The organism is Rhizobium sp. USDA 3886 (genome assembly GCF_056279785.1).
Genome location: NZ_JBWCDC010000001.1, coordinates 1,083,521 through 1,104,652 on the forward strand (window position 1 = coordinate 1,083,521; position 21,132 = coordinate 1,104,652).

Below are 21,132 nucleotides of genomic sequence, written 5' to 3' on the forward strand. Positions count from 1 at the left end.
GGGAACGCTGACGTCAGGGGGTGCCGTTTTCATTTCTGCTTTCGTGCTTTCGACGGCGCAGCGCGTTTACTGCCCGGCGATCTCCTGCCTTTTCTTCCACCAGCCTCCGATACCGAGCCGGCTTCCGTCGAGCCTTTCTCTTTGGCGGCCTTTGCCACCAACCGGTCCATGTGTTCCAGAGCCTCCTCGTCGAGATTTTCGATGCCGATGAAGCGGTTCTCGGCACGGCTGGTCAGGATGAGTTCGTCGAGCTTGGCCTGGATGGCGCGGGTATCGCGCGTCTGCGCGTTCTGCAGCACGAACACCATGAGGAAGGTCACGATCGTCGTGCCGGTATTGATGACCAGCTGCCATGTTTCCGAATAGTCGAAGAAAGGCCCTGCGACGGCCCAAACGATGACGGTCGCAAGCGCGAAGACGAAAATAGCCGGCTTGCCCGCCCATTCCGACACCGTGCTGGCGAAACGGGCAAAGACGTGCTGCGGCGTTGCCATGGCAACCTCCTTCAAAGGCATCGTCAGATTAACTTTGAAAGAGGTTGCAGGTTCCGCCCGCTTAACGCACAGACTGCAGCTCGCCTTATGCGGACGTGATCAGTTTTCTATAGAGATGCCATGTCGCGTGGCCGAGTATAGGCATCACCAGGGCCAGGCCGACGAACAGCGGGATCGTGCCCACGACGAGCGCCGCGGCAATGATCAAGCCCCACAGCATGACCGGCAGCGGATTGACGACAGTGGCGCGGATCGATGCCGCCATCGCAGCCACGAGCCCGACGTCGCGATCGAGAAGTAGAGGGAAAGTGACGACGGTCGTCGCCAGAACCACGATCGCGAAGACAAGCCCCAGCAGATTGCCCCAAACGATCAACTGCATGCCTTCGGGCGTGCCAAAAATCTGCGATGTGAACACCTCGATCGACCGTGGGAAAACGTCGCCGAACAGGCTCGTGTAGAGTGCCTGAGCGGCAACGAGCCAGACGACGAAGAAGCCAAACAGCAGCAACCCGCCGACGATGATGGACGGCAAGGCGGGCGACTGCCTGACTTCGAGCGCATGCGTCCACGACGTATCGAGACCGGCCTCGCGGCGGCGGCTGATTTCGTAGAGCCCGATGGCAGCGATCGGCCCGATCAGCGCGAAGCCGGACATCAGCGGAAAGATCATCGGCAACAGGTTGGCGCCCGATGACGCAAGGAAAAGGAAAATGCCGGCGATCGGATACATGAGGCATAAGAACACGTAGTGAGAAGGCTTTTCGCGAAAATCGTCCAGCCCCCGCCGGAGCGCGTCGAAGACGTCTGCGGTACTGATCTTGTTGACGGCAAGGCGCGCATAGCGCTCACCGGATCCTGTCATGACATGAAATGCCGGCATGGCTTTCTCCTCCGTAAGCCGATCGACCGGCGGCGGAAAAGTATCGGCAATGACGCAGCCGACACGAGAATCCGCAACCGGCAATGGCGCGATCATAACGAATTTCGCCGCCGTTGTCGCGCTTTCCCTTGACAGAGCGGCCAAGCTTTCTCACATCGGCGGCATCATGAAAGCTTCTGACCTCGATATTCTCATCATCCCCGGCTACACGAATTCCGGTCCCGACCACTGGCAGAGCCGCTGGGAAGCAAAGCTCAGCACGGCGCGGCGCGTCGAACAGGCCGAATGGTCGAAGCCGGTCCTCGACGATTGGGTCGCCCGCATCGCCGAGGAAGTGAACGCCTCCTCCCGCCCCGTTGTCCTTGTCGCCCACTCGCTTGGCATACCGTCGGCCATCCACGCGATCCCGCGTTTCAGGAAGAAGGTGGCCGGCGCCTTCTTCGTGGCGCCACCCGAGGTCGCCAACCCGAATATCCGCCCGAAGCATCTGATGACTTTCGGCCCCTACCCGCGCGAGCCACTGCCCTTCCCTGCGATCACGGTGGCAAGCCGCAACGATCCTTTCGGCAGCTATGAGCATGCCGACGACATCGCCGCAAGCTGGGGCTCGCTTCTGATCGACGCCGGCGAATCCGGCCATATCAATGCGGAGTCAGGTCACGGCCCCTGGCCCGAAGGCACGATGGTCTTCGCGCAATTCCTGAGCCGCCTGAAGCCTTAGGCTCTGGAAAACCGAAAGTTTTCCACGTCCTTCAGGCATTGCTTAACAGTTATTTTATTCAATAACTTCAAACTGCCTAGACGCGAATTGAGCGAGTGCGCAGTGAAGAATCGAAAACAGGTCAGCGCGATCGATACGGACGACAAGCTTGCGATGAAGCCGGCACCGGATGCCTCCGATCTGGCCGAGCGCGAGAGCCGTTGGAACTATGCGCTCGTTGGTTCCGGGCTCGGCGTCTGGGATCACAACAACCGGGCCGGGACCAAATACTACTCCGACACTTGGAAAGAAATCCGCGGCCTGGCTCCGGAGGAGGAAGCCGACGGGGACTATGAGGAATGGATCAAACTTCTTCATCCCGATGACCGGGATTTCGTCATTGAGGCCATCGGGAAACAGATCGCCGGCGACCCGGATCACCATGTTTTCGAATACCGGGAGCGCCACAGGGACGGCCATTGGGTCTGGATCGAATGCCGTGGCGCCTGTGTGGAGTGGGACGAAAACGGCGCGCCTGCGCGCATCGTCGGCACGGATACGGACATCACGGCCCGCAAGCGATCCGAGGAAATGCTCGAGCACCTATCGCGCAGGCTGGATCTCGCTCTCGAAATCTCGCGCATCGGCGTTTTTGAAGCCGATCTCGATGCCGGAACCGTCGAGTGGGACGACCGCTTGCTGGCGATGTACGGGCTTGAGGGCACGCCGCGCATAAAGCTCAGCGAAGCATGGGAGCAGGCGCTGCATCCGGACGACCGCGAAGGCACGCTGAAGAACCTGGAAATAAGTCTCGAAAAAGACCGCGGCCTGCTGCAAGAGTTCCGCATCATCCGCGGCGACGGCGCCGAACGCGTCATTCGCGCCCGCTCGGCTTTCTTCGTGGATGCCGACGGCAAGCGCAAGCTCATTGGCGCAAATTGGGATGTGACCGAAGAGGTCAGTCTTCGCAACGATCTGCAGAAGGCAAAGGATCTCGCGGAAGCCCGCAATCAGGAGCTCGAAGCCGCCAGGGAAAGCATCGAGCATCTGGCGCTTCACGACTATCTCACCGAGCTGCCAAACCGCCGCTATCTCGACCGCATGCTTGACGAGCGCTCCGCCGAATGCCGCGAGAATGGCCTGACGCTCGCAGTCCTGCATATCGACCTCGATCGCTTCAAGCAGATCAACGATACGCTCGGCCACCGCGCCGGCGATGCCATGCTGAAACATGTGGCCAGGGTGCTGAAAGAGAGCGTGCGCTCGAGCGATTTCGTTGCGCGCATCGGCGGCGACGAGTTCGTCGTACTCTGCACGATCGACAGCGCTCCGAAAAAGCTTTCCAACATGGCCGCCCGCATCATCCGCGAGCTGAGCAAGCCGGTCCGCTACGAAGGCCATGACTGCCGCTTCGGAGCCAGCATCGGCATCGCCGCCGACAGCGGCAGGGATCTCGATGCAAAGCAGTTGCTGCTCAATGCCGATATCGCGCTTTACCGCGCCAAGGGCGCAGGCCGCAACCGCCATGAATTCTTCTCGAGGGACGCCCGCCGCACCATCATTGCGGCAAAGCGCCTGTCGGATGAAATGCTGCTGGGACTGGAGCGCAACGAATTCATCCCCTTCTATCAATTGCAGTTCCATGCCCGGACCCTGGAGGTTGCCGGCGTAGAGACGCTGGCGCGCTGGCGGCATCCGGAGCACGGACTGCTGACACCCGGCCACTTCCTGACGATTGCCGAAGATCTCGACGTCGTCTCGGCGATCGACAGCCTGATCCTCGAAAAGGCGCTGGCCGATCGCGCCGCCTGGGCGAGAGACGGTTTTGTCGCACCGAAGCTTTCGGTGAATGTCTCGTCCAGGCGCTTGGCCGATCCGGGCCTTGGCAAGAAGCTGCGGGCGCAAAAAATCGAGCCGGGCATCCTCTCCTTCGAACTCCTGGAATCCATATCGCTTGACGATTGCGACGATGCCGTCCTGGCCAATCTCAGGCAGTTTCGCAAGCTCGGGATCGATATCGAGATCGATGACTTTGGTACAGGCCACGCCTCGATCGTCAGCTTACTCAAGCTCAGCCCGCGCACGCTGAAGATCGACCGGGAGCTGATCCGCATGCTGCCGCAGTCGGCCGAGCAGAGAAAGCTCGTCCGCTCCATCATCGATATCGGCCGTTCGCTGAACATCCTCGTCACGGCCGAGGGCGTCGAAAGCGTGGATCATGTCCGCGTCCTCGGCGATCTCGGCTGCGACATGCTGCAAGGTTATGCGCTGGCGCGGCCGATGCCGGCCATGCAGATTCCGGCTTTTGTACGCAACGCGGGCTGGCGGCGGCACGATGGCGGCGCCCGCGCCCTTCAGGGCGCTCTTCGCCACCAAATCAAAAGCAACCGCAGCAAATAAAGCTTGCATAAGCGGCCGCGCTGGCGGCAGCGATTCCACGGTGTCACAAAAACCTGTAAGCTTGTATCCAGAAAATCTTCGATTCTCTTGGGCCAAGTTCCTACATATTGGAATTGGGAGAAGGAGTGACAGGCGCATTGTGAAACTCTTTCTTTTCCTTTATGGGGACGCCACGAGGTCCATCCACTCGCGCTATCCCAAGAGCGCCAACGACAGAGAACAATTAAAATGAACCGTCGCCGCCGTATCTACGAGGGCAAGGCCAAGATTCTATATGAGGGACCGGAACCGGGCACGTTGATCCAGTTCTTCAAGGATGACGCCACGGCCTTCAACAAGAAGAAACACGAAGTCATTGATGGCAAGGGCGTTCTGAATAACCGCATTTCGGAATTCATCTTCAACCATCTGAACAAGATCGGCATCCCGACCCACTTCATCCGCCGCCTCAATATGCGCGAGCAGCTGATCCGGGAAGTAGAGATGATCCCACTCGAGATCGTCGTGCGCAATGTCGCCGCCGGTTCGCTGGCCAAGCGCCTCGGCATCGAGGAAGGCGTGGTCCTGCCGCGCTCGATCATCGAATTCTACTACAAGTCCGATGCCCTCGACGATCCGATGGTCTCGGAAGAGCACATCACCGCCTTCGGCTGGGCAAATCCTGCTGAACTCGACGACATCATGGCGCTCGCCATCCGTGTCAACGATTTTATGACGGGTCTCTTCCTCGGCGTCGGCATCCAGCTCGTCGATTTCAAGATCGAATGCGGCCGCCTGTTTGAAGGCGACATGATGCGCATCATCCTTGCCGACGAGATTTCGCCGGACTCCTGCCGCCTCTGGGATATTGAAACCCATGAGAAGATGGACAAGGACCGCTTCCGCCGTGATATGGGCGGGCTTCTTGAAGCCTATTCCGAAGTCGCGCGCCGCCTCGGCATTATCAACGAAAACGAGCCTGTGCGCGGCACCGGCCCCGTTTTGGTCAAGTAAGACGTTCTGGTCAAAGACAGGGAAGAAGAAGTGATCAAGGCTCGTGTAACCGTCACGCTGAAAAACGGCGTTCTCGATCCGCAGGGCAAGGCAATTGAGGGCGCGCTCGGCGGCCTCGGCTTCACAGGCATCGGCCACGTCCGCCAGGGCAAGGTCTTCGACCTCGAGCTCGAAAGCGCCGACAAGACGAAGGCTGAAGCCGACCTCAAGGCTATGTGCGAAAAACTCCTCGCAAACACGGTGATCGAGAATTATACTATTTCTCTCGACTGACGGTTGCGGAAAGTTGTGATGGTCGAGGTGAATCAAGAGCTCATGTATGAGCTGTTGAAAAAGATGCACCAGCGTATCGACTATGGTGTCCTTGCACGGCATGAAGACCGGCTGGAGCGCATTGAAAATCGTCTCGAACTTCGAGAATTGGCAGAAGCACAAGCAAGGTTTGAACCGCACCCATGAAATCAGCCGTCGTTCAACTTCCAGGCCTCAACCGCGATCGCGACATGATCGCAGCGCTGACGAAAATCTCCGGCCGCGCGCCCGTGACGATCTGGCAGACGGAAACCGATATTCCAGACGTCGATCTGATCGTCATCCCGGGCGGCTTTTCCTATGGCGACTATCTGCGCTGCGGCGCGATCGCGGCGCGTATGCCGGTAATGCAGGCGATCATCGCCAAGGCCCAAAAGGGCGTCAAGGTTCTGGGTGTCTGCAACGGCTTCCAGATTCTCGTCGAGGCCGGCCTGCTGCCTGGTGCGCTGATGCGCAACGCCTCACTGAGGTTCGTCTGCCGTGAGATCAAGCTTGAGGTCGCCAACGCCGACACCGATTTCACCCGCGCCTATGCCAAGGGCCAGGTCATACGCTGCCCGGTCGCCCACCATGACGGCAACTATTTCGCGGATGCCAAAACGCTGGCTGAGATCGAAGGCAATGGCCAGGTGGTTTTCCGTTATGCGGAAGGCACCAACCCAAATGGCTCGATCAACGACATTGCCGCGGTGATGAACGCCAGGGGCAATGTGCTCGGCATGATGCCGCATCCGGAAAACCTGATCGAGGCAGCCCACGGCGGCTCCGACGGCCGCGGGCTGTTTGCCTCTGCGCTCGACGTAATCGCTGCTTAACCTTCCCCGCGTAAGACGCACTCAACAGGTCCACCGGAGCAAGATTGATGCGCCTTTCCATGAACATTGCCGTGGTTGCGGCTGTCGGTGCGCTTTGCGTTCCAATCGCCTCGTGCCAGTCCAGGGCGCCGTCTCCCGGCCCGGATCGTAGCGCACTCTCCACCATGGAGCGCGTTGCCGTCGGCGCCAATTCGTGCTGGTTCAAGTCCGGCGATGCTGCGTTTTCAGCCTACCGCCTGGCGCCGGAACTCAACTCCTTTTCGGGCCGCCCGCGAATCCTGGTTGTCCACAAGAACAGCCCGGAAGGCAGGCCGCTGCTCGTCGTCCAGGCCGAAGGCAATCCCGCTCGCCTGCAAGCGTTCGGGCCGATGATGTCCGAGCCTGTTTCCACCCGCATTGCCGCGGACGTGACCCGTTGGTCTGGCGGCGGCAAAACCTGCCGCTGATCAATCCCAATAGCGTGACTTGCTGATTTCCTTCGCTGCATCGACGGGCGAAAGTCCGATATCGCGCAGCTGCCAATCCGCCATCTCCCGCAAGGCACGCCGGCTTTCGCGCTTCACGCTCCAGCAAGACAGCTTGTCGCGAATCCCGGCAAACAACCCCTGCGCCGGCACGGGTTGCATTTCGTACCGTTCACCGATGGAAACAATTGACACAATATGCTGATCGATCTTCTGAGTGATAGACATCGTCATGAAGGTCCGCTTCGTTACTGACGATTGTTTCATACGCTTGACAGACAAAGGGTGACAATCTATCGAATTGTTACCATGACAAATTGGCTTCCCGATCTTTCGCGCGGCTCCGGCCCGGTCTATATGCGCCTGGCGGACAGCATCGAATCCGCAATTGCCAGCGGCACCCTCCCCGCAGGCAGCAAACTGCCGCCGCAACGGAACCTTGCTTATGATATCGGCGTGACGATCGGCACGATCGGCCGGGCCTATGCCTTGGTCCATGAGCGCGGATTGGTGGCGGGCGAAGTCGGCCGCGGAACCTATGTGCTTGATCGCGCGGAGACGCCGCCAGGCGAACAGGCCGATCCACTGACGATTTCGCTTGGCGGTACACGCGTTCTAGACGCACCGTCAAACAAGATCCGCTTCGACACCACCGCGGCCCCCGATCTCGGCCAGGGCCGCATTATCGGCGAGATCCTCGCCGAAATCGGCGAACAGAACATTTCGGAAATATCCTCCTACTCCCGCAATTTTCCGCGAAACTGGTTCCAGGCGGGGCAGAAGTGGCTGGCGCGAAACGGCTGGACGCCGGAGACGGAGAATATCGTTCCGACGCTCGGCGCCCACGCGGCAGCTGTGTCGATCATCTCGGCTGTGTCCTCGCCTGGTGACAAGATCGTCTTCGAGAACCTGAGCTACACGCAGGTGAGCCGCAGCGCCCGCCTGTTGGGCCGGCGGACGATCACTGTCGATTCCGACGAGAATGGCGTCCTTCCCGATGATTTCGAACGGCTATGCCAGCAACAGCATCCTAAGCTCGCCTTTCTAATGCCTACCGCGCACAACCCGACGCTCGCAACCATGCCCCATGAGCGCCGCGTCGCGATTGCTGCAACGGCCCGCAGGCATGGTGTCTGGCTGATCGAGGACGACCTTTATGGCGGCATGACGGGCGACGGGATACCGTTGCTGGCATCGCTTGCGCCCGACCGCACCTTTCTCGTCAACGGGCTTTCGAAATCGGTCGCTGCCGGTGTCCGCGGCGGATGGGTCGCCTGCCCGCCGCATTTTGCCCAACGGATCAAGGTCACGCACAAGATGATCACGGGCGGATTGCCGTTCATTCTCGCGGAGACCTGCGCGCGCCTCGTCGAAAGCGGCAGCGCGCACGCCATGCGCAAGGCAAGCATCACCGAACTCGCCACACGCGAGCGGCTCGTCCGCGAATTGCTGAACGGGTTCGATTTCGAATCGCATCCGCACGTCCCCTTCCTGTGGCTGAAGCTGCCTGATCCATGGATGTCTGGCACCTTCAAGAACGCCGCGTTTCGGGATGGCGTGCTGGTGGACGATGAGGATGAATTCAAGGCCGCCCGCGCCGACAAGGTCTATCACCGCGTGCGCATCGGCTTCTCGTCGCCGAAGAGCAAGGACGCTCTTAAGAACGGCCTGATCATCTTGAGAAGCCTGCTTGAAGGCGGCGGCTCGGCCTATGTCGGCGAGATATGAGCCTGCGGGAATGAGTGTCCCGGAAGCCGAAGCATAAGACAGAGTGCTGGCTTGGCAGCGACTCATGCTACCAATTCTCCTGTTCTGCTGTTGGCGCGGAATAAGGAGGATACCGGATGACAGCCGGTGGCCGTGGGTTGATGCTACGTTCCTTGAGTATTCTGTTGGCGTCAATGATCGCCGACGTCTCGGACGTCTCAGCATCCGCGCATGCGGAGGATGGGATTTTTGACGAGCTGCGTTTTGGCGCCTCGGCCTCGGTCCAGAGCGGCGGAGAAAGGGAGGACGGCGTTTTCCCCGAAGTCACGATATTCTTCGATCCCTTCGGCTCCGATTCCGCCGCGGACTGGACACAGAAGCTGATACGCCCCCGCACCCATCTCGGCACCTCGATCGGGACCGGCGGCGAAGCGACACAGGTCTTCAGCGGCTTTTCCTGGACCGCCGATTTCAATGACAAGCTCTTTGCCGAAGCCGGCTTCGGCGGCCTAATCCACACCGGCAATCTCGATGACGAGGACGACAGGCCGGCGCTCGGCTGCCGTTTGCTGTTTCACGAATATATCGGCGTGGGCTACCGCTTCGACACCCACTGGAACGTCATGGCGCAGGTCCCGCCCACTCCTCCCATGCCAATCTTTGCGACGGTCCGAACGACGGCATGACGCGCGCAGGCGTCCAGATCGGGTATAAATTCTAGTCGAACGCCTGCCTTAAAGGCGCTTTGTCCGCTCTTTATTGACGGCGGGCATTTTCCTGTCGCGCGCCGCGCTTACATAGGCTAAAGACACCGAAAAACGCACAACGGCAGGGACTTTCGAGAGCTCATGACCATTTCCAATACCCGCCCAATCACCCCCGAACTCATCGCTAGCCACGGCCTGAAACCGGACGAATATCAGCGGATACTGGACCTGATCGGCCGCGAGCCGACCTTCACCGAGCTCGGCATCTTCTCCGCCATGTGGAACGAGCACTGCTCGTACAAATCCTCGAAGAAGTGGCTACGCACGCTTCCGACCAAGGGGCCGCGTGTCATCCAGGGACCGGGCGAGAACGCCGGCGTTGTCGATATCGACGACGGCGATTGCGTCGTCTTCAAGATGGAGAGCCACAACCACCCCTCCTATATCGAGCCATATCAGGGTGCTGCGACCGGCGTCGGCGGCATCCTGCGCGACGTCTTCACCATGGGTGCACGGCCGATCGCCGCGATGAATGCACTGCGCTTCGGCGAGACGGATCATCCGAAGACCCGCCACCTCGTCTCCGGCGTGGTTGCCGGCGTCGGCGGCTACGGCAATTCCTTCGGCGTTCCGACCGTCGGCGGCGAAGTCGAATTCGATGCCCGCTACAACGGCAACATCCTCGTCAACGCCTTTGCCGCAGGGCTTGCGAAATCGAACGCCATCTTCCTGTCGGAAGCCAAGGGTGTCGGCCTTCCGGTCGTCTATCTCGGCGCCAAGACCGGCCGCGACGGCGTCGGCGGCGCGACTATGGCATCGGCGGAGTTCGACGAGTCGATCGAGGAAAAGCGCCCGACCGTTCAGGTCGGAGACCCCTTCACAGAAAAGTGCCTCCTGGAAGCCTGCCTTGAGCTGATGCAGACCGGCGCCGTCATCGCCATCCAGGATATGGGCGCGGCCGGCCTCACCTGCTCGGCTGTCGAGATGGGCGCCAAGGGCGATCTCGGCATCCTGCTCGATCTGGACAAAGTTCCGGTCCGCGAAGAGCAGATGACCGCCTACGAGATGATGCTCTCGGAAAGCCAGGAGCGCATGCTCATGGTGCTCGAGCCGGACAAGGAAACGGTCGCCAAGGCGATCTTCGTCAAATGGGGCCTCGATTTCGCGATCGTCGGCAAGACGACCGACGACCTGCGTTTCCGCGTCGTGCACCAGGGCGAGGAAGTCGCCAACCTGCCGATCAAGGATCTCGGTGACCAAGCGCCGGAATATGACCGTCCCTGGCGGGAATCGGGCAAGCGCGCGCCGCTCCCGGCGGAGCTCGTTGCGGAGCCGGAAGACTATGGCGAGGTGCTGCTCACGCTCGTCGGTTCGCCGAACCAGTCCAGCCGCCGCTGGGTCTACGAGCAGTATGACACGCTGATCCAGGGCAATTCGCTGCAGCTTCCGGGCGGCGACGCTGGCGTCGTCCGCGTCGAGGGCCATCCGACCAAGGCGCTCGCCTTCTCGTCCGACGTCACGCCGCGTTATGTCGAAGCCGATCCGTTCGAGGGCGGTAAGCAGGCAGTTGCCGAGTGCTGGCGCAACATCACCGCGACGGGCGCGGAGCCGCTGGCTGCGACCGACAACCTCAATTTCGGCAATCCCGAGAAGCCGGAAATCATGGGCCAGTTCGTCGAAGCCGTGAAAGGCATCGGCGAAGCCTGCCGGGCGCTCGATTTCCCGATCGTTTCCGGCAACGTATCGCTCTACAACGAGACCAACGGCATCGCGATCCTGCCGACCCCGACGATCGCAGGCGTCGGACTGCTGCCCGATTGGCAGGCGATGGCCCGCATCGGCGGCGCATCCGAAGGCGACCAGCTGATCCTGGTCGGCGTCGACGGCAGTCACCTCGGCTCCTCGATCTACCTGCGCGATATCCTCGGCAGTAGCGATGGCCCGGCGCCGGACGTCGATCTCTTCGCCGAGCGCCGCAATGGCGAATTCGTTCGGTCCGCAATCCGCAACGGCCAGGTCACCGCCTGCCACGACATCTCGTCCGGCGGCCTGGCGCTGGCGCTCGCGGAAATGGCGATGGCATCGGATAAGGGCCTGATCGTGACGCTTGCCGAAGGCAAGGGTGCGCCGCACGCGCTCCTCTTCGGGGAAGATCAGGCACGCTACGTCATCGCGGTCAAACCGGATGTCGCCGATTTCGTCTGCGCCAATGCGGAAGGTGCCGGCGTGCCCTTCCGCCGCCTCGGCACGGTTGCCGGCAGCGATCTCGTGATCGACGATCTGTTGTCGCTCCCCATTCAGCAATTGCGCAACGCCCATGAATCGTGGTTCCCTGAATTCATGAACAGCGCAGAGGCACTTGCCGCTGCGGAATGATGGGCAAGGAGTAACGATCATGGCCATGAAACCCGGCGATATCGAAGACCTGATCAAGGCCGGGATACCCGGTGCTAAGGTGACGATCCGCGACCTTGCCGGCGACGGTGATCATTACGCCGCCGAAGTTGTGGCCGAAGCCTTCCGAGGCAAGAGCCGCGTGCAGCAGCACCAGATGGTGTATGAGGCTCTCAAAGGAAACATGGGCGGCATCCTGCACGCCCTGGCCCTGCAGACATCCGCCCCCGAGTGATCTTCGAGATTACAATGCCCGGTCACAAGCCGGGCATTTCTTTCAATCCACCGTCGGGGAAAAGACCGGCGGGCACGGGACCCGCCGTCAGCAGCGTGAAATCGAAGGGCCCCCGCAAATCCGGCCCCAGCACGTATTGCCGGTGCACGCGCAGAAAATCCAGTTTGATCTTTTTGTAGTGTTCCGGCGTCAGCATCTGCTTGACGCGGATGAACTGCACCTTCGCCTGCGGCGCATTCCGATGCCCCGAGGCCGCCACGACCGGCACCTTGTAGAAATGGATCGCGTCTGTCAGGCAGTGCACGTCGAGCCAGAAGACGGATCGGCAACGCGCGATCAGCGCGACACGCGCCCGCAATGCTTTTGCGGATGACAGCAGCGCGCATTGCAGCACCGCCGAACCGAGCGAAGCAAAGGTGACCTTCTTGCCGTCGAAGAGCGCCGGCTCCTTTTCAAGCAGCGAGCCGACGACATGCGCGGCAACGCTCGATCCCATGCTGTGCGAGGAGATCACATATTCGTCGGCATCCTCCTGCAGCGCCTCGCGCACGGCCGATGAACAGCGCTCCAGCCACGCGGTAAACTTGGGGCGATCCATACGCCCGAGTGCAACCGCCATTTCCCAGTCCGCGAAGAGATGCAGGGTGTAGAAGCGTTCGGCGAATGGCAAGAAGATATAAGTGAAAAAGACAGCAGCTGCCGGAAGGCTCCAGACCAGATGCCAAACCTCAAGGCTGAAGCCCATCGGCGCCGCCGCGATCGTGGCCGCCAGCATAAGGCCGAGCAGCATCAGCAGGAAGGGAAAGATGAAGAAAAGGCCAAAGCGCCAGGCATGGCGGAAATAGCCGTTCAATCCCCCGTCCACGATGATGCGGCCACAGGCGGCAAAGCCGTCGAGAATGCGCTTCGCCGCCGGTTTGGCACTAAGATGCCGCACCAGCACGTCGTGATCGAAAACATGAACCCTGCTTGCCGTCTGCCAGAGATCGGAGGCTGCGTGTACATCGAATTTCGCAAACCCGTCGCAATCGTCTATTTCGCCTATCTGCGCCTCGAAGCCCCAAACCTTTCCGCTCTGTCTGGCGGTTCGCTCGTAGCGCGCCCGGTGCGCCTTCCCGTCCAGCGGCTCGAAACCCGGGAAGTGAAGCACCACCCTCTTGCTGATCAAATTCATAAATATATCTTTCCAGCGAGTCCGCGCCGCCAACTTGCAAATCGCGCATGCATGGGAAATGTGGCGGAAAAAGCTCGCGTGCCATTGAAGAGCGCTTGCTAACCGAAAGCATCCGGAATTCAATAGCCTCGGAGCGTTTTTGTGCGGGAGGGGCCGATGGCCGATATCGTGAAGGAACTCGTCAGCGGCGTGGTCGAAAGTGTGCTTAAGGAAATCCTCAAGAAGACGGCGGGCCGCACCACGACCAAGCGAAAGAAGCGCCAGACCCGCTCGGCCGCGACCGGCCGCTTCACCCGCAAGGCTTCGACCGCAAGCAAACCTGCCAGGAAGCAGGTCAGCAAACGCCGCACCGTCGCGACCCGCAGCAGGCAGCGCGGCCGCTAGTTTTTTCAACATTGCGCATCGGGTAGCATGCTTATCTTTTTTTGGTTTTGGCGGCTGGAATTTGAGCCGTCACATGCTATTTAAGGCTAACGATTGAAACGGCGGGCCTTTAACCTGCCTGTTGAAAGGATTGGGTCTCATGAGCGGTATCAACGAATTCATCGACAACGAAGTCAAGACGAACGACGTCGTCCTTTTCATGAAGGGCACGCCGCAGTTTCCGCAGTGCGGTTTTTCCGGCCAAGTCGTCCAGATCCTCGATTACCTCGGCGTCGACTACAAGGGCATTGACGTGCTCGCCGATTCGGAAATCCGCCAGGGCATCAAGGATTATTCGAATTGGCCGACGATCCCGCAGCTTTACGTGAAGGGCGAGTTCATCGGCGGCTGTGACATCGTGCGGGAAATGTTCCAGGCCGGCGAGTTGCAGCAGCACTTCCAGGAAAGCGGCGTCACGGTTCGCGCCGCCTGACAGGTCACCGGGCGTCCGCCCGGTTTCCAAATCTGTTCTAATTCGAGTTCGAGGCGCTGTGCTGAACAGCGCCTTGACCTGTTTATGGGATTTTCATCGTGACAGATTCATCTCAAGCCGTGTCCGCGGGCCAAATGCCCATGGGCAAGCGTGAATTCATCGCGCTCGCCGCATTTTTGATGGCAACCAATTCGCTGGCAATCGATATCATGCTGCCGGCTCTGCAACAGATCGGCGCCAATCTCGGCGTCGAAAGCGAAAACCACCGGCAATTCGTCGTCTCGACCTATCTTCTTGGCTTCGGCGCCGCTCAGCTCTTCTACGGGCCGATTTCCGACCGCTTCGGCCGCCGCTTGCCGCTTCTCGTTGGTCTGGGGATTTATATCGCGTCCGCGATCGGAATCGTTTTCATACCCTCATTTGCCGGCTTGCTCGTGCTGCGTTTCATTCAGGGCATCGGCTCGGCCGCAACGCGCGTCATCACCATTTCGATCGTCCGCGACATCTACGGTGGCCGGCAGATGGCCGAAGTTATGTCTCTGATCATGATGGTGTTCATGATCGTACCGGTCATTGCGCCAGGCAGCGGCCAGATCATCATGCTCTTTGCCAGCTGGCATATGATCTTCGTCTTCATAGCCGCAATGGGGGCGGCAATCGCTGCATGGACCTTCTATCGCCTGCCAGAAACGCTCGATCCGCGCAACGTTCGGCCATTCACGGCGCGCTCGATCCTCGGCGGCTTCAAGCTCGTTCTGACGAACCGCATTGCGCTCTGTTACACGCTTGCCACCACCTTCATCTTCGGCTCCCTGTTCGGCTTCATCAACTCTGCGCAGCAGATCTATGTCGGCATCTACGATCTCGGCGTCTATTTTCCCTTCGCCTTCGCCGCCGTCGCGATCTTCATGTCCATTGCCTCGTTCCTCAACTCGCGCTTCGTCGGCAAGTTCGGCATGCGGCGGCTGTCGCATGGATCGCTGCTCGGCTTCCTCGCCGTCAACACGCTTTGGATGATCGTGCAAGTCGTTGGCCCGCAACCGATGCCCTTCTTCCTTTTCATCGGCTTCTTCGGCATTGCGATGTTCCAGTTCGGCTGGATCGGCTCGAACTTCAACTCGCTCGCCATGGAGCCGCTCGGCCACGTGGCGGGCACCGCCTCCTCCGTGCTCGGCTTCATGAGCACGATCGGCGGCGCCCTCATCGGCGCGGCCATCGGCCAGGCCTTCGACGGCACCGCGCTGCCCATGGTCTCCGGCTACTTCGCCGTGTCGATCATCGGACTGGTCTTCGTCCTGATCGCCGAGAAGGGCCGCCTGTTTCAACCCCACAATCCGCGTGTCTGAGCGGGCCGTTTTTTTACTATTTTACATTGATCGGATTTGAAGAATGACCGCGCATAAACCGCACGCCGAAAACCAGGGCTCCAGCCGCATCGGCATGGGCTTCACCGAATTCGTCATCACCATCGCCATCATGACCGCCAGTATCGCCATGGCGATCGACAGCATGTTACCCGCCCTGCCCGCCATTGGCCGCTCGCTGAGCGTGACGACGACCAATGATGCGCAGCTCGTCATCGGCGTGTTTTTCTTCGGTTTCGGCGTCTCACAGATCGTCTTCGGCAGTCTTTCCGACACCTTCGGCCGCCGCCGCATCCTGCTTGGCGGTCTTGCCGTTTATGTGCTGGCGATGTTCGGCGCCGCACTGACCGGCAGCTTCGAGATGCTGCTCGTGATGCGCTTCGTCCAGGGCATCGGCGGCGCGGCCGTCCGCATCACCACGATGGCGATCGTCCGCGACTGTTTCGGCGGCCGCGAAATGGCCCGCGTCATGTCCTATGTGATGATCGTTTTCATGATCGTCCCGATCGTCGCGCCTTCCGTCGGCCAGCTGATCATCAGCTACGCCGACTGGCACTGGATTTTCATCCTGCTCGGTGTCGTCGGCTCGATCCTCTTCCTCTGGGCGCTGACGCGACTGAAGGAGTCGCTGCCGGCCGACGAGCGTATCCCGCTCTCCGTCGGTTCGATCGTCGATGGCTTCAGGACCGTTCTCACGAACCGCATCACCTGCGGTTACATGATCGGGCTCACGATGTTCACGGGCGTGATCAGCGCCTACGTCATCTCCGTCCAGCAGGTCTTCGGCGAGGTCTACGGCCTCGGCGATTGGCTGCCAATCGCTTTTGCGGCAACGGCAGGCGGCATCGCGGTCGCGAACTTCGCCAACGGCTTCTTCGTTCGTACATTCGGCATGCGCCGCATCTCGCACACGGCCATGATCCTCTTCACAGTGATTTCGGCATTCGGCTACGTCATGGCGCTCGGTGGAAGTGTCAATTTCGCGCTGGACTATGCGCTGTTTTCGATTCTGCTGATGATGTTTGCGGTGATCGCCACGAACTTCACCGCAATCAGCCTGGAGCCGATGGGCAATCTCGCAGGCACGGCGACCGCCATCACCGGGTTCGTGTCGACGTCCGTCGGCGCACTGCTCGGCGGCGCCGTCGGCCAGCTCTTCAACGGCACTGTCCAGCCGCTCTTTGCCGGCTTTGCAGTCTTCGGCGCCGTCAGCATCGTTGCGACGCTTTGGGCCGAAAACGGCAAGCTCTTCACCCATCCGGGCGACAGTCCCCAACTCGACCCGGGTGCTGCGCATTTCTGATGGAGCAAGCGCCTTCGTTCCGGCGGGAGGCGCTGCGGACCTGGCCTGGGTCGCGGTTGCAGGCTGCGCGATGAGGCGAGCTGCGACCACAGCTTGTTGCGCTTTCCGATCATATGCAACCTTATAGAAAGTCCTGCACATTTGATGATTGCAGGTTAGTGCAAAAGGCTGAATTGCAATCAGCCTGAAAACATCGCCTCATAGGATGGGGGATTTTAACACCACCAATCAAACTTCAAGCCCGGTCGGGGCATGCGGTTCTGTTGCGACGGTCCTGGGATATGCGGATCATAGTCATAAATGACGTATCGGTCGTGCGCGGCGGCGCAACAAAGGTAGCCATTCAGTGCCTGCGGACACGCCGCAGCGCTGGCTTCGATTGCACATGCATGGAAACCTACCTAAAGCCGGGTCCTTTCCGGCATTTCACCAGATTGCGCACACCCACGGAACCGTTGACGCGGCTGTCAACTGAACCCTGGCGCAGAGAGCGCATCGTCTTCCTCGGACGGATGACCTGGGAGAAAAGTCTACGTACGCTCGGTAGCGGGATTCCCGTAATCGTCAGCAGCAACGCCCTCATTGCCGAAGAGATTGAAGGCAATGGCGCGGGCCTCGTCTTCAAGAGCGGAGACGCGGGCTCGCTCGCTGAGGCACTGGTGAGAATCAAGAGCGATAGCTCTTGTGAAAAGGCTGGCCGAAGGCGCACGGGCTTTCGGCAAGAAAGTCGCACCAAGCCGACAGGATTGTGAGCGTCGATTGATTGGCATCTATACCGGCGAAGCCGCCCTTGTGACGGTTTAGGAGGATCATGGCGCGTGCACTTGTGACAGGCGGATGCGGTTTTGTCGGCCGGCATCTTTGTGATCGGCTTCTTGCTGAGGGACTGGACATTGTATGCGTTGACTCGCTGAAACCGAGGACAGGCGCAAAGCACCCGGCTCTTTGGAGGCGCCCAAGCGAGCATTTCATCTTCCTTGAGGAGGATTGCAGATCATTCTTCGAAACCTCCTCCGAACGTTTCGACTACGTCTTTCATCTTGCCGCCCTCGTCGGCGGACGAATCACGCTTGAAAACGAAACGCTTCTCGTCGCCGAGGACCTGTCGGTCGATGCCGCGCTGTGGCGATGGGCGGGCTGTAACAAGCCCGGGAACGTTGTTTATTTCAGCTCCAGCGCAGCGTATCCGGTGGCGTTTCAAACCGAGGAAATGCAGACACCGCTTTCGGAGGAGATGATTTCGTTCGAACGGTCGCTTGGCGTTCCGGATCTGAGCTATGGTTGGACTAAGCTGACTGGCGAGTACCTCATGAAGCTCTATGTCGAGCGATACGGCGGCCGGGCCATCGCGTATCGGCCATTCAGCGGCTACGGCGAAGATCAAGATATCGCCTACCCGTTCCCAGCAATCTGCCAGAGACTGGTCAAGGAATGGGGAGCAGCCGAGGTCTCCGTTTGGGGCTCTGGCCGTCAGCGCCGCGACTTCATTCACATTGCCGATTGTATCGACTTCATCTGGCAAACCGTGCACCGGCTGCCAACGGGAACAAGCATGAACCTTTCGACCGGCGGCACGACGTCCTTCATCGAGCTCGCAGGCCTGATCAGCCAAGAATTGGGCTGGTCGCCGGAAATCGCCGGAACGACCAGCCGTCCCGAAGGTGTGTTTTTCCGGTGTGGCGACACTGCTCTTCAACAGCGCTTCGGGCTCGCTCCACGAATCAGTCTTCAAGAAGGTGTCAGGCGCTCACTGGACTATCTCCGCATTGAGGCAGCCGCTTACATCTGAGAATGAACGCTGAGCCCTGCTGGTATGCTTCAGACGACGTATTCCAGGTGCGCCTCGCTGGCCGCGACCAGGAACTTCTTGCGTACTTCTTCTGGAGGTATGGCGCCGTTGAAGGCGTCAAGACAGGTCACCTCGGCACGATAGAGCGCCGGACCATCATGGATCGGCCATTCCATGACCATCAGCTTATAGGCATCGTGAACCGTCCTGACGACGCGATAGCGTCCGCCAAGTTTGATCCTGACGGGCGGGAATTTCCGGATATCCTTTTTCTCCATGACGCTATACCTCACGCAAAACATTCCGCTCAACGAATCACCGGGCGATTCGTTCCGGCGGAACCGCTCGGGAACCCCGAGCAATTTCACCGCACAACGGCACGTCGTTCACGGCAATACGGGTATTCTCCATGGTGTTTTGTTCATCTGGCGTTCATATTTCTTGTGGCCATCGCCCTTTCGGGCTAATCTGTCCTGGCAACGATGGAGCAAGAGATGATCAAGACCACCGTCGCGGCTTCTGTATTTGCCGCTTATGCCTTTGCGATGTTCGCAATCGCATCCCTCCCGCAAAACTCGCCCAGCATTCCGGTCGACCGGATCACGACAAGTTCAACGAACTAAGCCAAGGCTAACACGAAAACCCCGCTCGGAAGCGGGGCGGTATCGTGATCAAAACGGCTTGGGAGGAAATATGCATTTCTCCCTATATGTCGGGCATGGATCGAGGCTTGCGACCTCAATCCTCAGAGCGTGAAAACTTCCCGCCGCAGCAGTTCCCATGACGCCTTGTCCGGAGCGACCAGCAAGCCGCCGCCGACGTGGTGCGGCAGGTAGGGCGAGCCATCGAAACGCGCCGCATGGGCGCCCGCCTCCTGGCAGATCAGCGTTCCTGCCAGATGGTCCCAGGGCATCAGCTTGTTGTACATCAGATAGTGCACGTGGCCTGACGCGAATGTCCGGTATTCATGCGCAGCGCAACGGTAATTTACGAGGAAGCGGACCTTCGCAAGATTTGCGAGAATTTCCGGCCGCTTTTCCTTGGGCAGATATCCGGTGGACGCCATGCCGACCATCTGTTCTAAAGCCACCGGCGTGGCAACCGACAGCCGTTCCGCCTCGCCCTCCGGCCGCCGCAGCCAGGCGCCGCCGCCCTTCTCCGCCATCACCCAGTCGTCGCCCATCGGGTCGTATATGATGCCGGCGACAGTTTCGCCCTTCGACACGACCGAAGCCATGACGCCGAAGGCGGGAATGCCGGAAGCGAAATTGAAGGTGCCGTCGACCGGATCGACGACGATCGCGAGATCCGCTCCCTGCAACTTGCCGAGCAGCGCAGGGTCGGCCGCAACCGACTCCTCGCCGATGAAGACCGCGTCAGGCCAGCGCTTGGCCACCTCTGCCTTCATCATCCGCTCAGCCTGCTCGTCGGCTTCTGTCACCAGATCGGTCGCCTCGGTCTTGATCCGTACGTCGCCGCTGCCGAGACGCCGGAAACGCGGCAGTATCTCGGCCTTCGCCGCCCGCCTGAGGAGATCGGAGAGCGCCGTCACATCAACTGTCGAAGTCATGGCATGTCCTTGCTTTAGAGCGTTTCGCCCAGTTACACGCTTGCCGGTGACGGTCCCGCGACCATCAGGCTGGAAAAATCGAAGAGCTTCGGATCGAGCAGGTGCGAGGGGTTCACATGCGCGAGCGCCCGCAGCATCGTGTCCTTGCGGCCAGGCATGCGCCGCTCGATATCTGCAAGCATATCCTTCATCGCATTGCGCTGCAGGCCGTCCTGTGAGCCGCAGAGGTCGCAAGGGATGATCGGAAACTGCATGGCAGCCGCAAACTTCGCCATGTCGTCCTCGGCGCAATAGGCAAGCGGCCTGAGCACCATCAGGTTACCCTCGTCATTGAGCAGCTTCGCCGGCATGGAGGCAAGGCGCCCTCCATGGAAGAAGTTCATGAAGAAAGTCTCGAGAATGTCCTCTCGGTGATGGCCGAGCACCAAGGCGTCGCAGCCCTCCTCCCGCGCGATGCGATAGAGATTGCCGCGGCGAAGACGGGAACAGAGCGAGCAATAGGTGGCCCCCTCCGCCACCTTCTCCTTCACGATCGAATAGGTATCCCGATATTCGACGCGATGCTTCACACCGATCTTCGTCAGGTAATCCGGCAGGATATGTTTCGGAAAGTTCGGCTGGCCCTGATCGAGATTGCAGGCGATCAGCTCGACCGACAGCAGTCCACGCCATTGCAGGTCGAGCAGCAGCGCCAGCAGCCCGTAGGAATCCTTGCCACCCGAAACGCCGATCAGCCACCGCTTCTGGCCCTTCAGCATATCGAAATCGTCGAAGGCCTGGCGCACCTGCCGCAGCAAGCGCTTGCGCAGTTTGTTGAACGACACGGAGCGCGGCGCATCCGCAAACAGCGCATGGCCGATCACGCCGTCTTCCGCGGCTTCCTTGAATGCCTCATCAATGTTGGCTGCGATATTCATCGTCCCATCCAATCCAACGGACTCTGCCTTAGCAGAAAGCCGGGTTTCAACGAAG

Annotated in this window: 23 protein-coding genes and 1 pseudogene; 17 read left to right on the top strand and 7 right to left on the bottom strand. The window is 60.1% G+C overall.

Annotated features, from left to right (window positions below; all coding sequences use genetic code 11):
• Positions 1 to 29: 29 nt before the first annotated feature.
• Positions 30 to 494, bottom strand: a complete 465-nt coding sequence (locus ACZ9BX_RS05625) for a low affinity iron permease family protein (protein WP_476216297.1) — start codon at positions 492 to 494, stop codon at positions 30 to 32.
• Between the two features lie 85 nt (positions 495 to 579).
• Positions 580 to 1,377, bottom strand: a complete 798-nt coding sequence (locus ACZ9BX_RS05630; protein ID WP_476216299.1) for a DUF2189 domain-containing protein — start codon at positions 1,375 to 1,377, stop codon at positions 580 to 582.
• A 166-nt stretch (positions 1,378 to 1,543) separates the two neighbouring features.
• On the opposite strand from ACZ9BX_RS05630, the gene ACZ9BX_RS05635 reads away from it, so the two are divergent.
• The 7 genes from ACZ9BX_RS05635 to ACZ9BX_RS05665 all read left to right on the top strand — a co-directional run bounded on the left by ACZ9BX_RS05635 (position 1,544) and on the right by ACZ9BX_RS05665 (position 7,043).
• Positions 1,544 to 2,098 (top strand): RBBP9/YdeN family alpha/beta hydrolase, encoded by a 555-nt coding sequence (locus ACZ9BX_RS05635; RefSeq protein ID WP_132567185.1) that lies wholly within the window; start codon positions 1,544 to 1,546, stop codon positions 2,096 to 2,098.
• Between the two features lie 153 nt (positions 2,099 to 2,251).
• Positions 2,252 to 4,477 (top strand): sensor domain-containing protein, encoded by a 2,226-nt coding sequence (locus tag ACZ9BX_RS05640; RefSeq protein WP_476219903.1) that lies wholly within the window; start codon positions 2,252 to 2,254, stop codon positions 4,475 to 4,477.
• 228 nt (positions 4,478 to 4,705) lie between these two features.
• Positions 4,706 to 5,470 carry a phosphoribosylaminoimidazolesuccinocarboxamide synthase gene (gene purC / locus ACZ9BX_RS05645; protein WP_027512412.1) on the top strand — a complete coding sequence of 255 codons (765 nt, stop codon included), beginning with the start codon at positions 4,706 to 4,708 and terminating at the stop codon, positions 5,468 to 5,470.
• Positions 5,471 to 5,500: 30 nt separating this feature from the next.
• A complete protein-coding gene (purS, locus tag ACZ9BX_RS05650; RefSeq protein ID WP_027512411.1) occupies positions 5,501 to 5,743 on the top strand; it encodes a phosphoribosylformylglycinamidine synthase subunit PurS in 243 nt (80 codons plus the stop codon).
• Between the two features lie 18 nt (positions 5,744 to 5,761).
• Positions 5,762 to 5,929 (top strand): hypothetical protein, encoded by a 168-nt coding sequence (locus ACZ9BX_RS05655; RefSeq protein WP_167333931.1) that lies wholly within the window; start codon positions 5,762 to 5,764, stop codon positions 5,927 to 5,929.
• Positions 5,926 to 6,597, top strand: a complete 672-nt coding sequence (gene purQ / locus ACZ9BX_RS05660; RefSeq protein WP_132567099.1) for a phosphoribosylformylglycinamidine synthase subunit PurQ — start codon at positions 5,926 to 5,928, stop codon at positions 6,595 to 6,597. Before ACZ9BX_RS05655 ends, purQ begins: the two co-directional genes overlap by 4 nt.
• Before the next feature lie 47 nt (positions 6,598 to 6,644).
• The gene (locus tag ACZ9BX_RS05665; RefSeq protein WP_476216302.1) at positions 6,645 to 7,043 is read left to right on the top strand and encodes a hypothetical protein; all 399 of its coding nucleotides are present in this window, start codon (positions 6,645 to 6,647) and stop codon (positions 7,041 to 7,043) included.
• Here the strand turns inward: ACZ9BX_RS05665 and ACZ9BX_RS05670 are convergent, their stop codons facing one another.
• Positions 7,044 to 7,295 (bottom strand): DUF1127 domain-containing protein, encoded by a 252-nt coding sequence (locus tag ACZ9BX_RS05670; protein WP_476216304.1) that lies wholly within the window; start codon positions 7,293 to 7,295, stop codon positions 7,044 to 7,046. It abuts the gene before it with no gap.
• 75 nt (positions 7,296 to 7,370) lie between these two features.
• On the opposite strand from ACZ9BX_RS05670, the gene ACZ9BX_RS05675 reads away from it, so the two are divergent.
• The 4 genes and pseudogenes from ACZ9BX_RS05675 to ACZ9BX_RS05690 all read left to right on the top strand — a co-directional run bounded on the left by ACZ9BX_RS05675 (position 7,371) and on the right by ACZ9BX_RS05690 (position 12,104).
• The gene (locus ACZ9BX_RS05675) at positions 7,371 to 8,789 is read left to right on the top strand and encodes an aminotransferase-like domain-containing protein (RefSeq protein WP_476216306.1); all 1,419 of its coding nucleotides are present in this window, start codon (positions 7,371 to 7,373) and stop codon (positions 8,787 to 8,789) included.
• 173 nt (positions 8,790 to 8,962) lie between these two features.
• A pseudogene (locus tag ACZ9BX_RS05680) lies at positions 8,963 to 9,489 on the top strand (acyloxyacyl hydrolase).
• 127 nt (positions 9,490 to 9,616) lie between these two features.
• The gene (gene purL, locus ACZ9BX_RS05685) at positions 9,617 to 11,851 is read left to right on the top strand and encodes a phosphoribosylformylglycinamidine synthase subunit PurL (RefSeq protein WP_476216308.1); all 2,235 of its coding nucleotides are present in this window, start codon (positions 9,617 to 9,619) and stop codon (positions 11,849 to 11,851) included.
• Positions 11,852 to 11,870: 19 nt separating this feature from the next.
• A complete protein-coding gene (locus tag ACZ9BX_RS05690) occupies positions 11,871 to 12,104 on the top strand; it encodes a BolA/IbaG family iron-sulfur metabolism protein (RefSeq protein ID WP_027512404.1) in 234 nt (77 codons plus the stop codon).
• A 22-nt stretch (positions 12,105 to 12,126) separates the two neighbouring features.
• Here the strand turns inward: ACZ9BX_RS05690 and ACZ9BX_RS05695 are convergent, their stop codons facing one another.
• Positions 12,127 to 13,278 (bottom strand): hypothetical protein, encoded by a 1,152-nt coding sequence (locus tag ACZ9BX_RS05695; protein ID WP_476216310.1) that lies wholly within the window; start codon positions 13,276 to 13,278, stop codon positions 12,127 to 12,129.
• Between the two features lie 156 nt (positions 13,279 to 13,434).
• Here ACZ9BX_RS05695 and ACZ9BX_RS05700 point away from each other — a divergent pair, with 156 nt between their 5' ends.
• From ACZ9BX_RS05700 to ACZ9BX_RS05720, 5 genes are all read left to right on the top strand, one after another.
• The gene (locus tag ACZ9BX_RS05700; RefSeq protein ID WP_476216312.1) at positions 13,435 to 13,662 is read left to right on the top strand and encodes a hypothetical protein; all 228 of its coding nucleotides are present in this window, start codon (positions 13,435 to 13,437) and stop codon (positions 13,660 to 13,662) included.
• A gap of 139 nt (positions 13,663 to 13,801) precedes the next feature.
• A complete protein-coding gene (grxD, locus tag ACZ9BX_RS05705; RefSeq protein ID WP_087003735.1) occupies positions 13,802 to 14,134 on the top strand; it encodes a Grx4 family monothiol glutaredoxin in 333 nt (110 codons plus the stop codon).
• 140 nt (positions 14,135 to 14,274) lie between these two features.
• Positions 14,275 to 15,480, top strand: coding sequence for a multidrug effflux MFS transporter (locus ACZ9BX_RS05710; RefSeq protein WP_476216314.1), 1,206 nt, complete (start codon positions 14,275 to 14,277; stop codon positions 15,478 to 15,480).
• 43 nt (positions 15,481 to 15,523) lie between these two features.
• Positions 15,524 to 16,801 (top strand): multidrug effflux MFS transporter, encoded by a 1,278-nt coding sequence (locus ACZ9BX_RS05715; protein ID WP_476216316.1) that lies wholly within the window; start codon positions 15,524 to 15,526, stop codon positions 16,799 to 16,801.
• Between the two features lie 811 nt (positions 16,802 to 17,612).
• Positions 17,613 to 18,590 (top strand): NAD-dependent epimerase/dehydratase family protein, encoded by a 978-nt coding sequence (locus ACZ9BX_RS05720; RefSeq protein ID WP_476216318.1) that lies wholly within the window; start codon positions 17,613 to 17,615, stop codon positions 18,588 to 18,590.
• Positions 18,591 to 18,619: 29 nt separating this feature from the next.
• Here ACZ9BX_RS05720 and ACZ9BX_RS05725 read toward each other — a convergent pair whose 3' ends face one another.
• Positions 18,620 to 18,868: a DUF982 domain-containing protein gene (locus ACZ9BX_RS05725; protein ID WP_476216320.1), complete on the bottom strand. Its 249-nt coding sequence runs from the start codon at positions 18,866 to 18,868 to the stop codon at positions 18,620 to 18,622.
• Between the two features lie 216 nt (positions 18,869 to 19,084).
• Here ACZ9BX_RS05725 and ACZ9BX_RS05730 point away from each other — a divergent pair, with 216 nt between their 5' ends.
• The gene (locus ACZ9BX_RS05730; protein ID WP_281029521.1) at positions 19,085 to 19,213 is read left to right on the top strand and encodes a hypothetical protein; all 129 of its coding nucleotides are present in this window, start codon (positions 19,085 to 19,087) and stop codon (positions 19,211 to 19,213) included.
• Positions 19,214 to 19,335: 122 nt separating this feature from the next.
• On the opposite strand, the gene ACZ9BX_RS05735 is transcribed toward ACZ9BX_RS05730, so the two are convergent.
• A complete protein-coding gene (locus ACZ9BX_RS05735) occupies positions 19,336 to 20,160 on the bottom strand; it encodes an inositol monophosphatase family protein (RefSeq protein ID WP_027512395.1) in 825 nt (274 codons plus the stop codon).
• Positions 20,161 to 20,192: 32 nt separating this feature from the next.
• Positions 20,193 to 21,077 (bottom strand): tRNA 2-thiocytidine(32) synthetase TtcA, encoded by an 885-nt coding sequence (gene ttcA, locus ACZ9BX_RS05740; protein ID WP_476216325.1) that lies wholly within the window; start codon positions 21,075 to 21,077, stop codon positions 20,193 to 20,195.
• Between the last annotated feature and the right edge of the window lie 55 nt (positions 21,078 to 21,132).

Bases quoted from the DNA above. Each gene is read 5' to 3' on its own strand.
- ACZ9BX_RS05695 (WP_476216310.1), bottom strand. From the start codon at position 13,278: ATGAATTTGATCAGCAAGAGGGTGGTGCTTCACTTCCCGGGTTTCGAG.
- ACZ9BX_RS05730 (WP_281029521.1), top strand. From the start codon at position 19,085: ATGATCAAGACCACCGTCGCGGCTTCTGTATTTGCCGCTTATGCCTTT.
- ACZ9BX_RS05640 (WP_476219903.1), top strand. From the start codon at position 2,252: ATGAAGCCGGCACCGGATGCCTCCGATCTGGCCGAGCGCGAGAGCCGT.
- ACZ9BX_RS05690 (WP_027512404.1), top strand. From the start codon at position 11,871: ATGGCCATGAAACCCGGCGATATCGAAGACCTGATCAAGGCCGGGATA.
- ACZ9BX_RS05625 (WP_476216297.1), bottom strand. From the start codon at position 494: ATGGCAACGCCGCAGCACGTCTTTGCCCGTTTCGCCAGCACGGTGTCG.
- purC (WP_027512412.1), top strand. From the start codon at position 4,706: ATGAACCGTCGCCGCCGTATCTACGAGGGCAAGGCCAAGATTCTATAT.
- ACZ9BX_RS05720 (WP_476216318.1), top strand. From the start codon at position 17,613: ATGGCGCGTGCACTTGTGACAGGCGGATGCGGTTTTGTCGGCCGGCAT.
- ACZ9BX_RS05665 (WP_476216302.1), top strand. From the start codon at position 6,645: ATGCGCCTTTCCATGAACATTGCCGTGGTTGCGGCTGTCGGTGCGCTT.
- ACZ9BX_RS05670 (WP_476216304.1), bottom strand. From the start codon at position 7,295: ATGACGATGTCTATCACTCAGAAGATCGATCAGCATATTGTGTCAATT.
- ACZ9BX_RS05655 (WP_167333931.1), top strand. From the start codon at position 5,762: ATGGTCGAGGTGAATCAAGAGCTCATGTATGAGCTGTTGAAAAAGATG.
- ACZ9BX_RS05675 (WP_476216306.1), top strand. From the start codon at position 7,371: ATGACAAATTGGCTTCCCGATCTTTCGCGCGGCTCCGGCCCGGTCTAT.
- ACZ9BX_RS05735 (WP_027512395.1), bottom strand. From the start codon at position 20,160: ATGACTTCGACAGTTGATGTGACGGCGCTCTCCGATCTCCTCAGGCGG.
- ACZ9BX_RS05700 (WP_476216312.1), top strand. From the start codon at position 13,435: ATGGCCGATATCGTGAAGGAACTCGTCAGCGGCGTGGTCGAAAGTGTG.
- ACZ9BX_RS05725 (WP_476216320.1), bottom strand. From the start codon at position 18,868: ATGGAGAAAAAGGATATCCGGAAATTCCCGCCCGTCAGGATCAAACTT.
- grxD (WP_087003735.1), top strand. From the start codon at position 13,802: ATGAGCGGTATCAACGAATTCATCGACAACGAAGTCAAGACGAACGAC.
- ACZ9BX_RS05630 (WP_476216299.1), bottom strand. From the start codon at position 1,377: ATGCCGGCATTTCATGTCATGACAGGATCCGGTGAGCGCTATGCGCGC.
- ACZ9BX_RS05635 (WP_132567185.1), top strand. From the start codon at position 1,544: ATGAAAGCTTCTGACCTCGATATTCTCATCATCCCCGGCTACACGAAT.
- ttcA (WP_476216325.1), bottom strand. From the start codon at position 21,077: ATGAATATCGCAGCCAACATTGATGAGGCATTCAAGGAAGCCGCGGAA.
- purL (WP_476216308.1), top strand. From the start codon at position 9,617: ATGACCATTTCCAATACCCGCCCAATCACCCCCGAACTCATCGCTAGC.
- purQ (WP_132567099.1), top strand. From the start codon at position 5,926: ATGAAATCAGCCGTCGTTCAACTTCCAGGCCTCAACCGCGATCGCGAC.
- ACZ9BX_RS05715 (WP_476216316.1), top strand. From the start codon at position 15,524: ATGACCGCGCATAAACCGCACGCCGAAAACCAGGGCTCCAGCCGCATC.
- ACZ9BX_RS05710 (WP_476216314.1), top strand. From the start codon at position 14,275: ATGGGCAAGCGTGAATTCATCGCGCTCGCCGCATTTTTGATGGCAACC.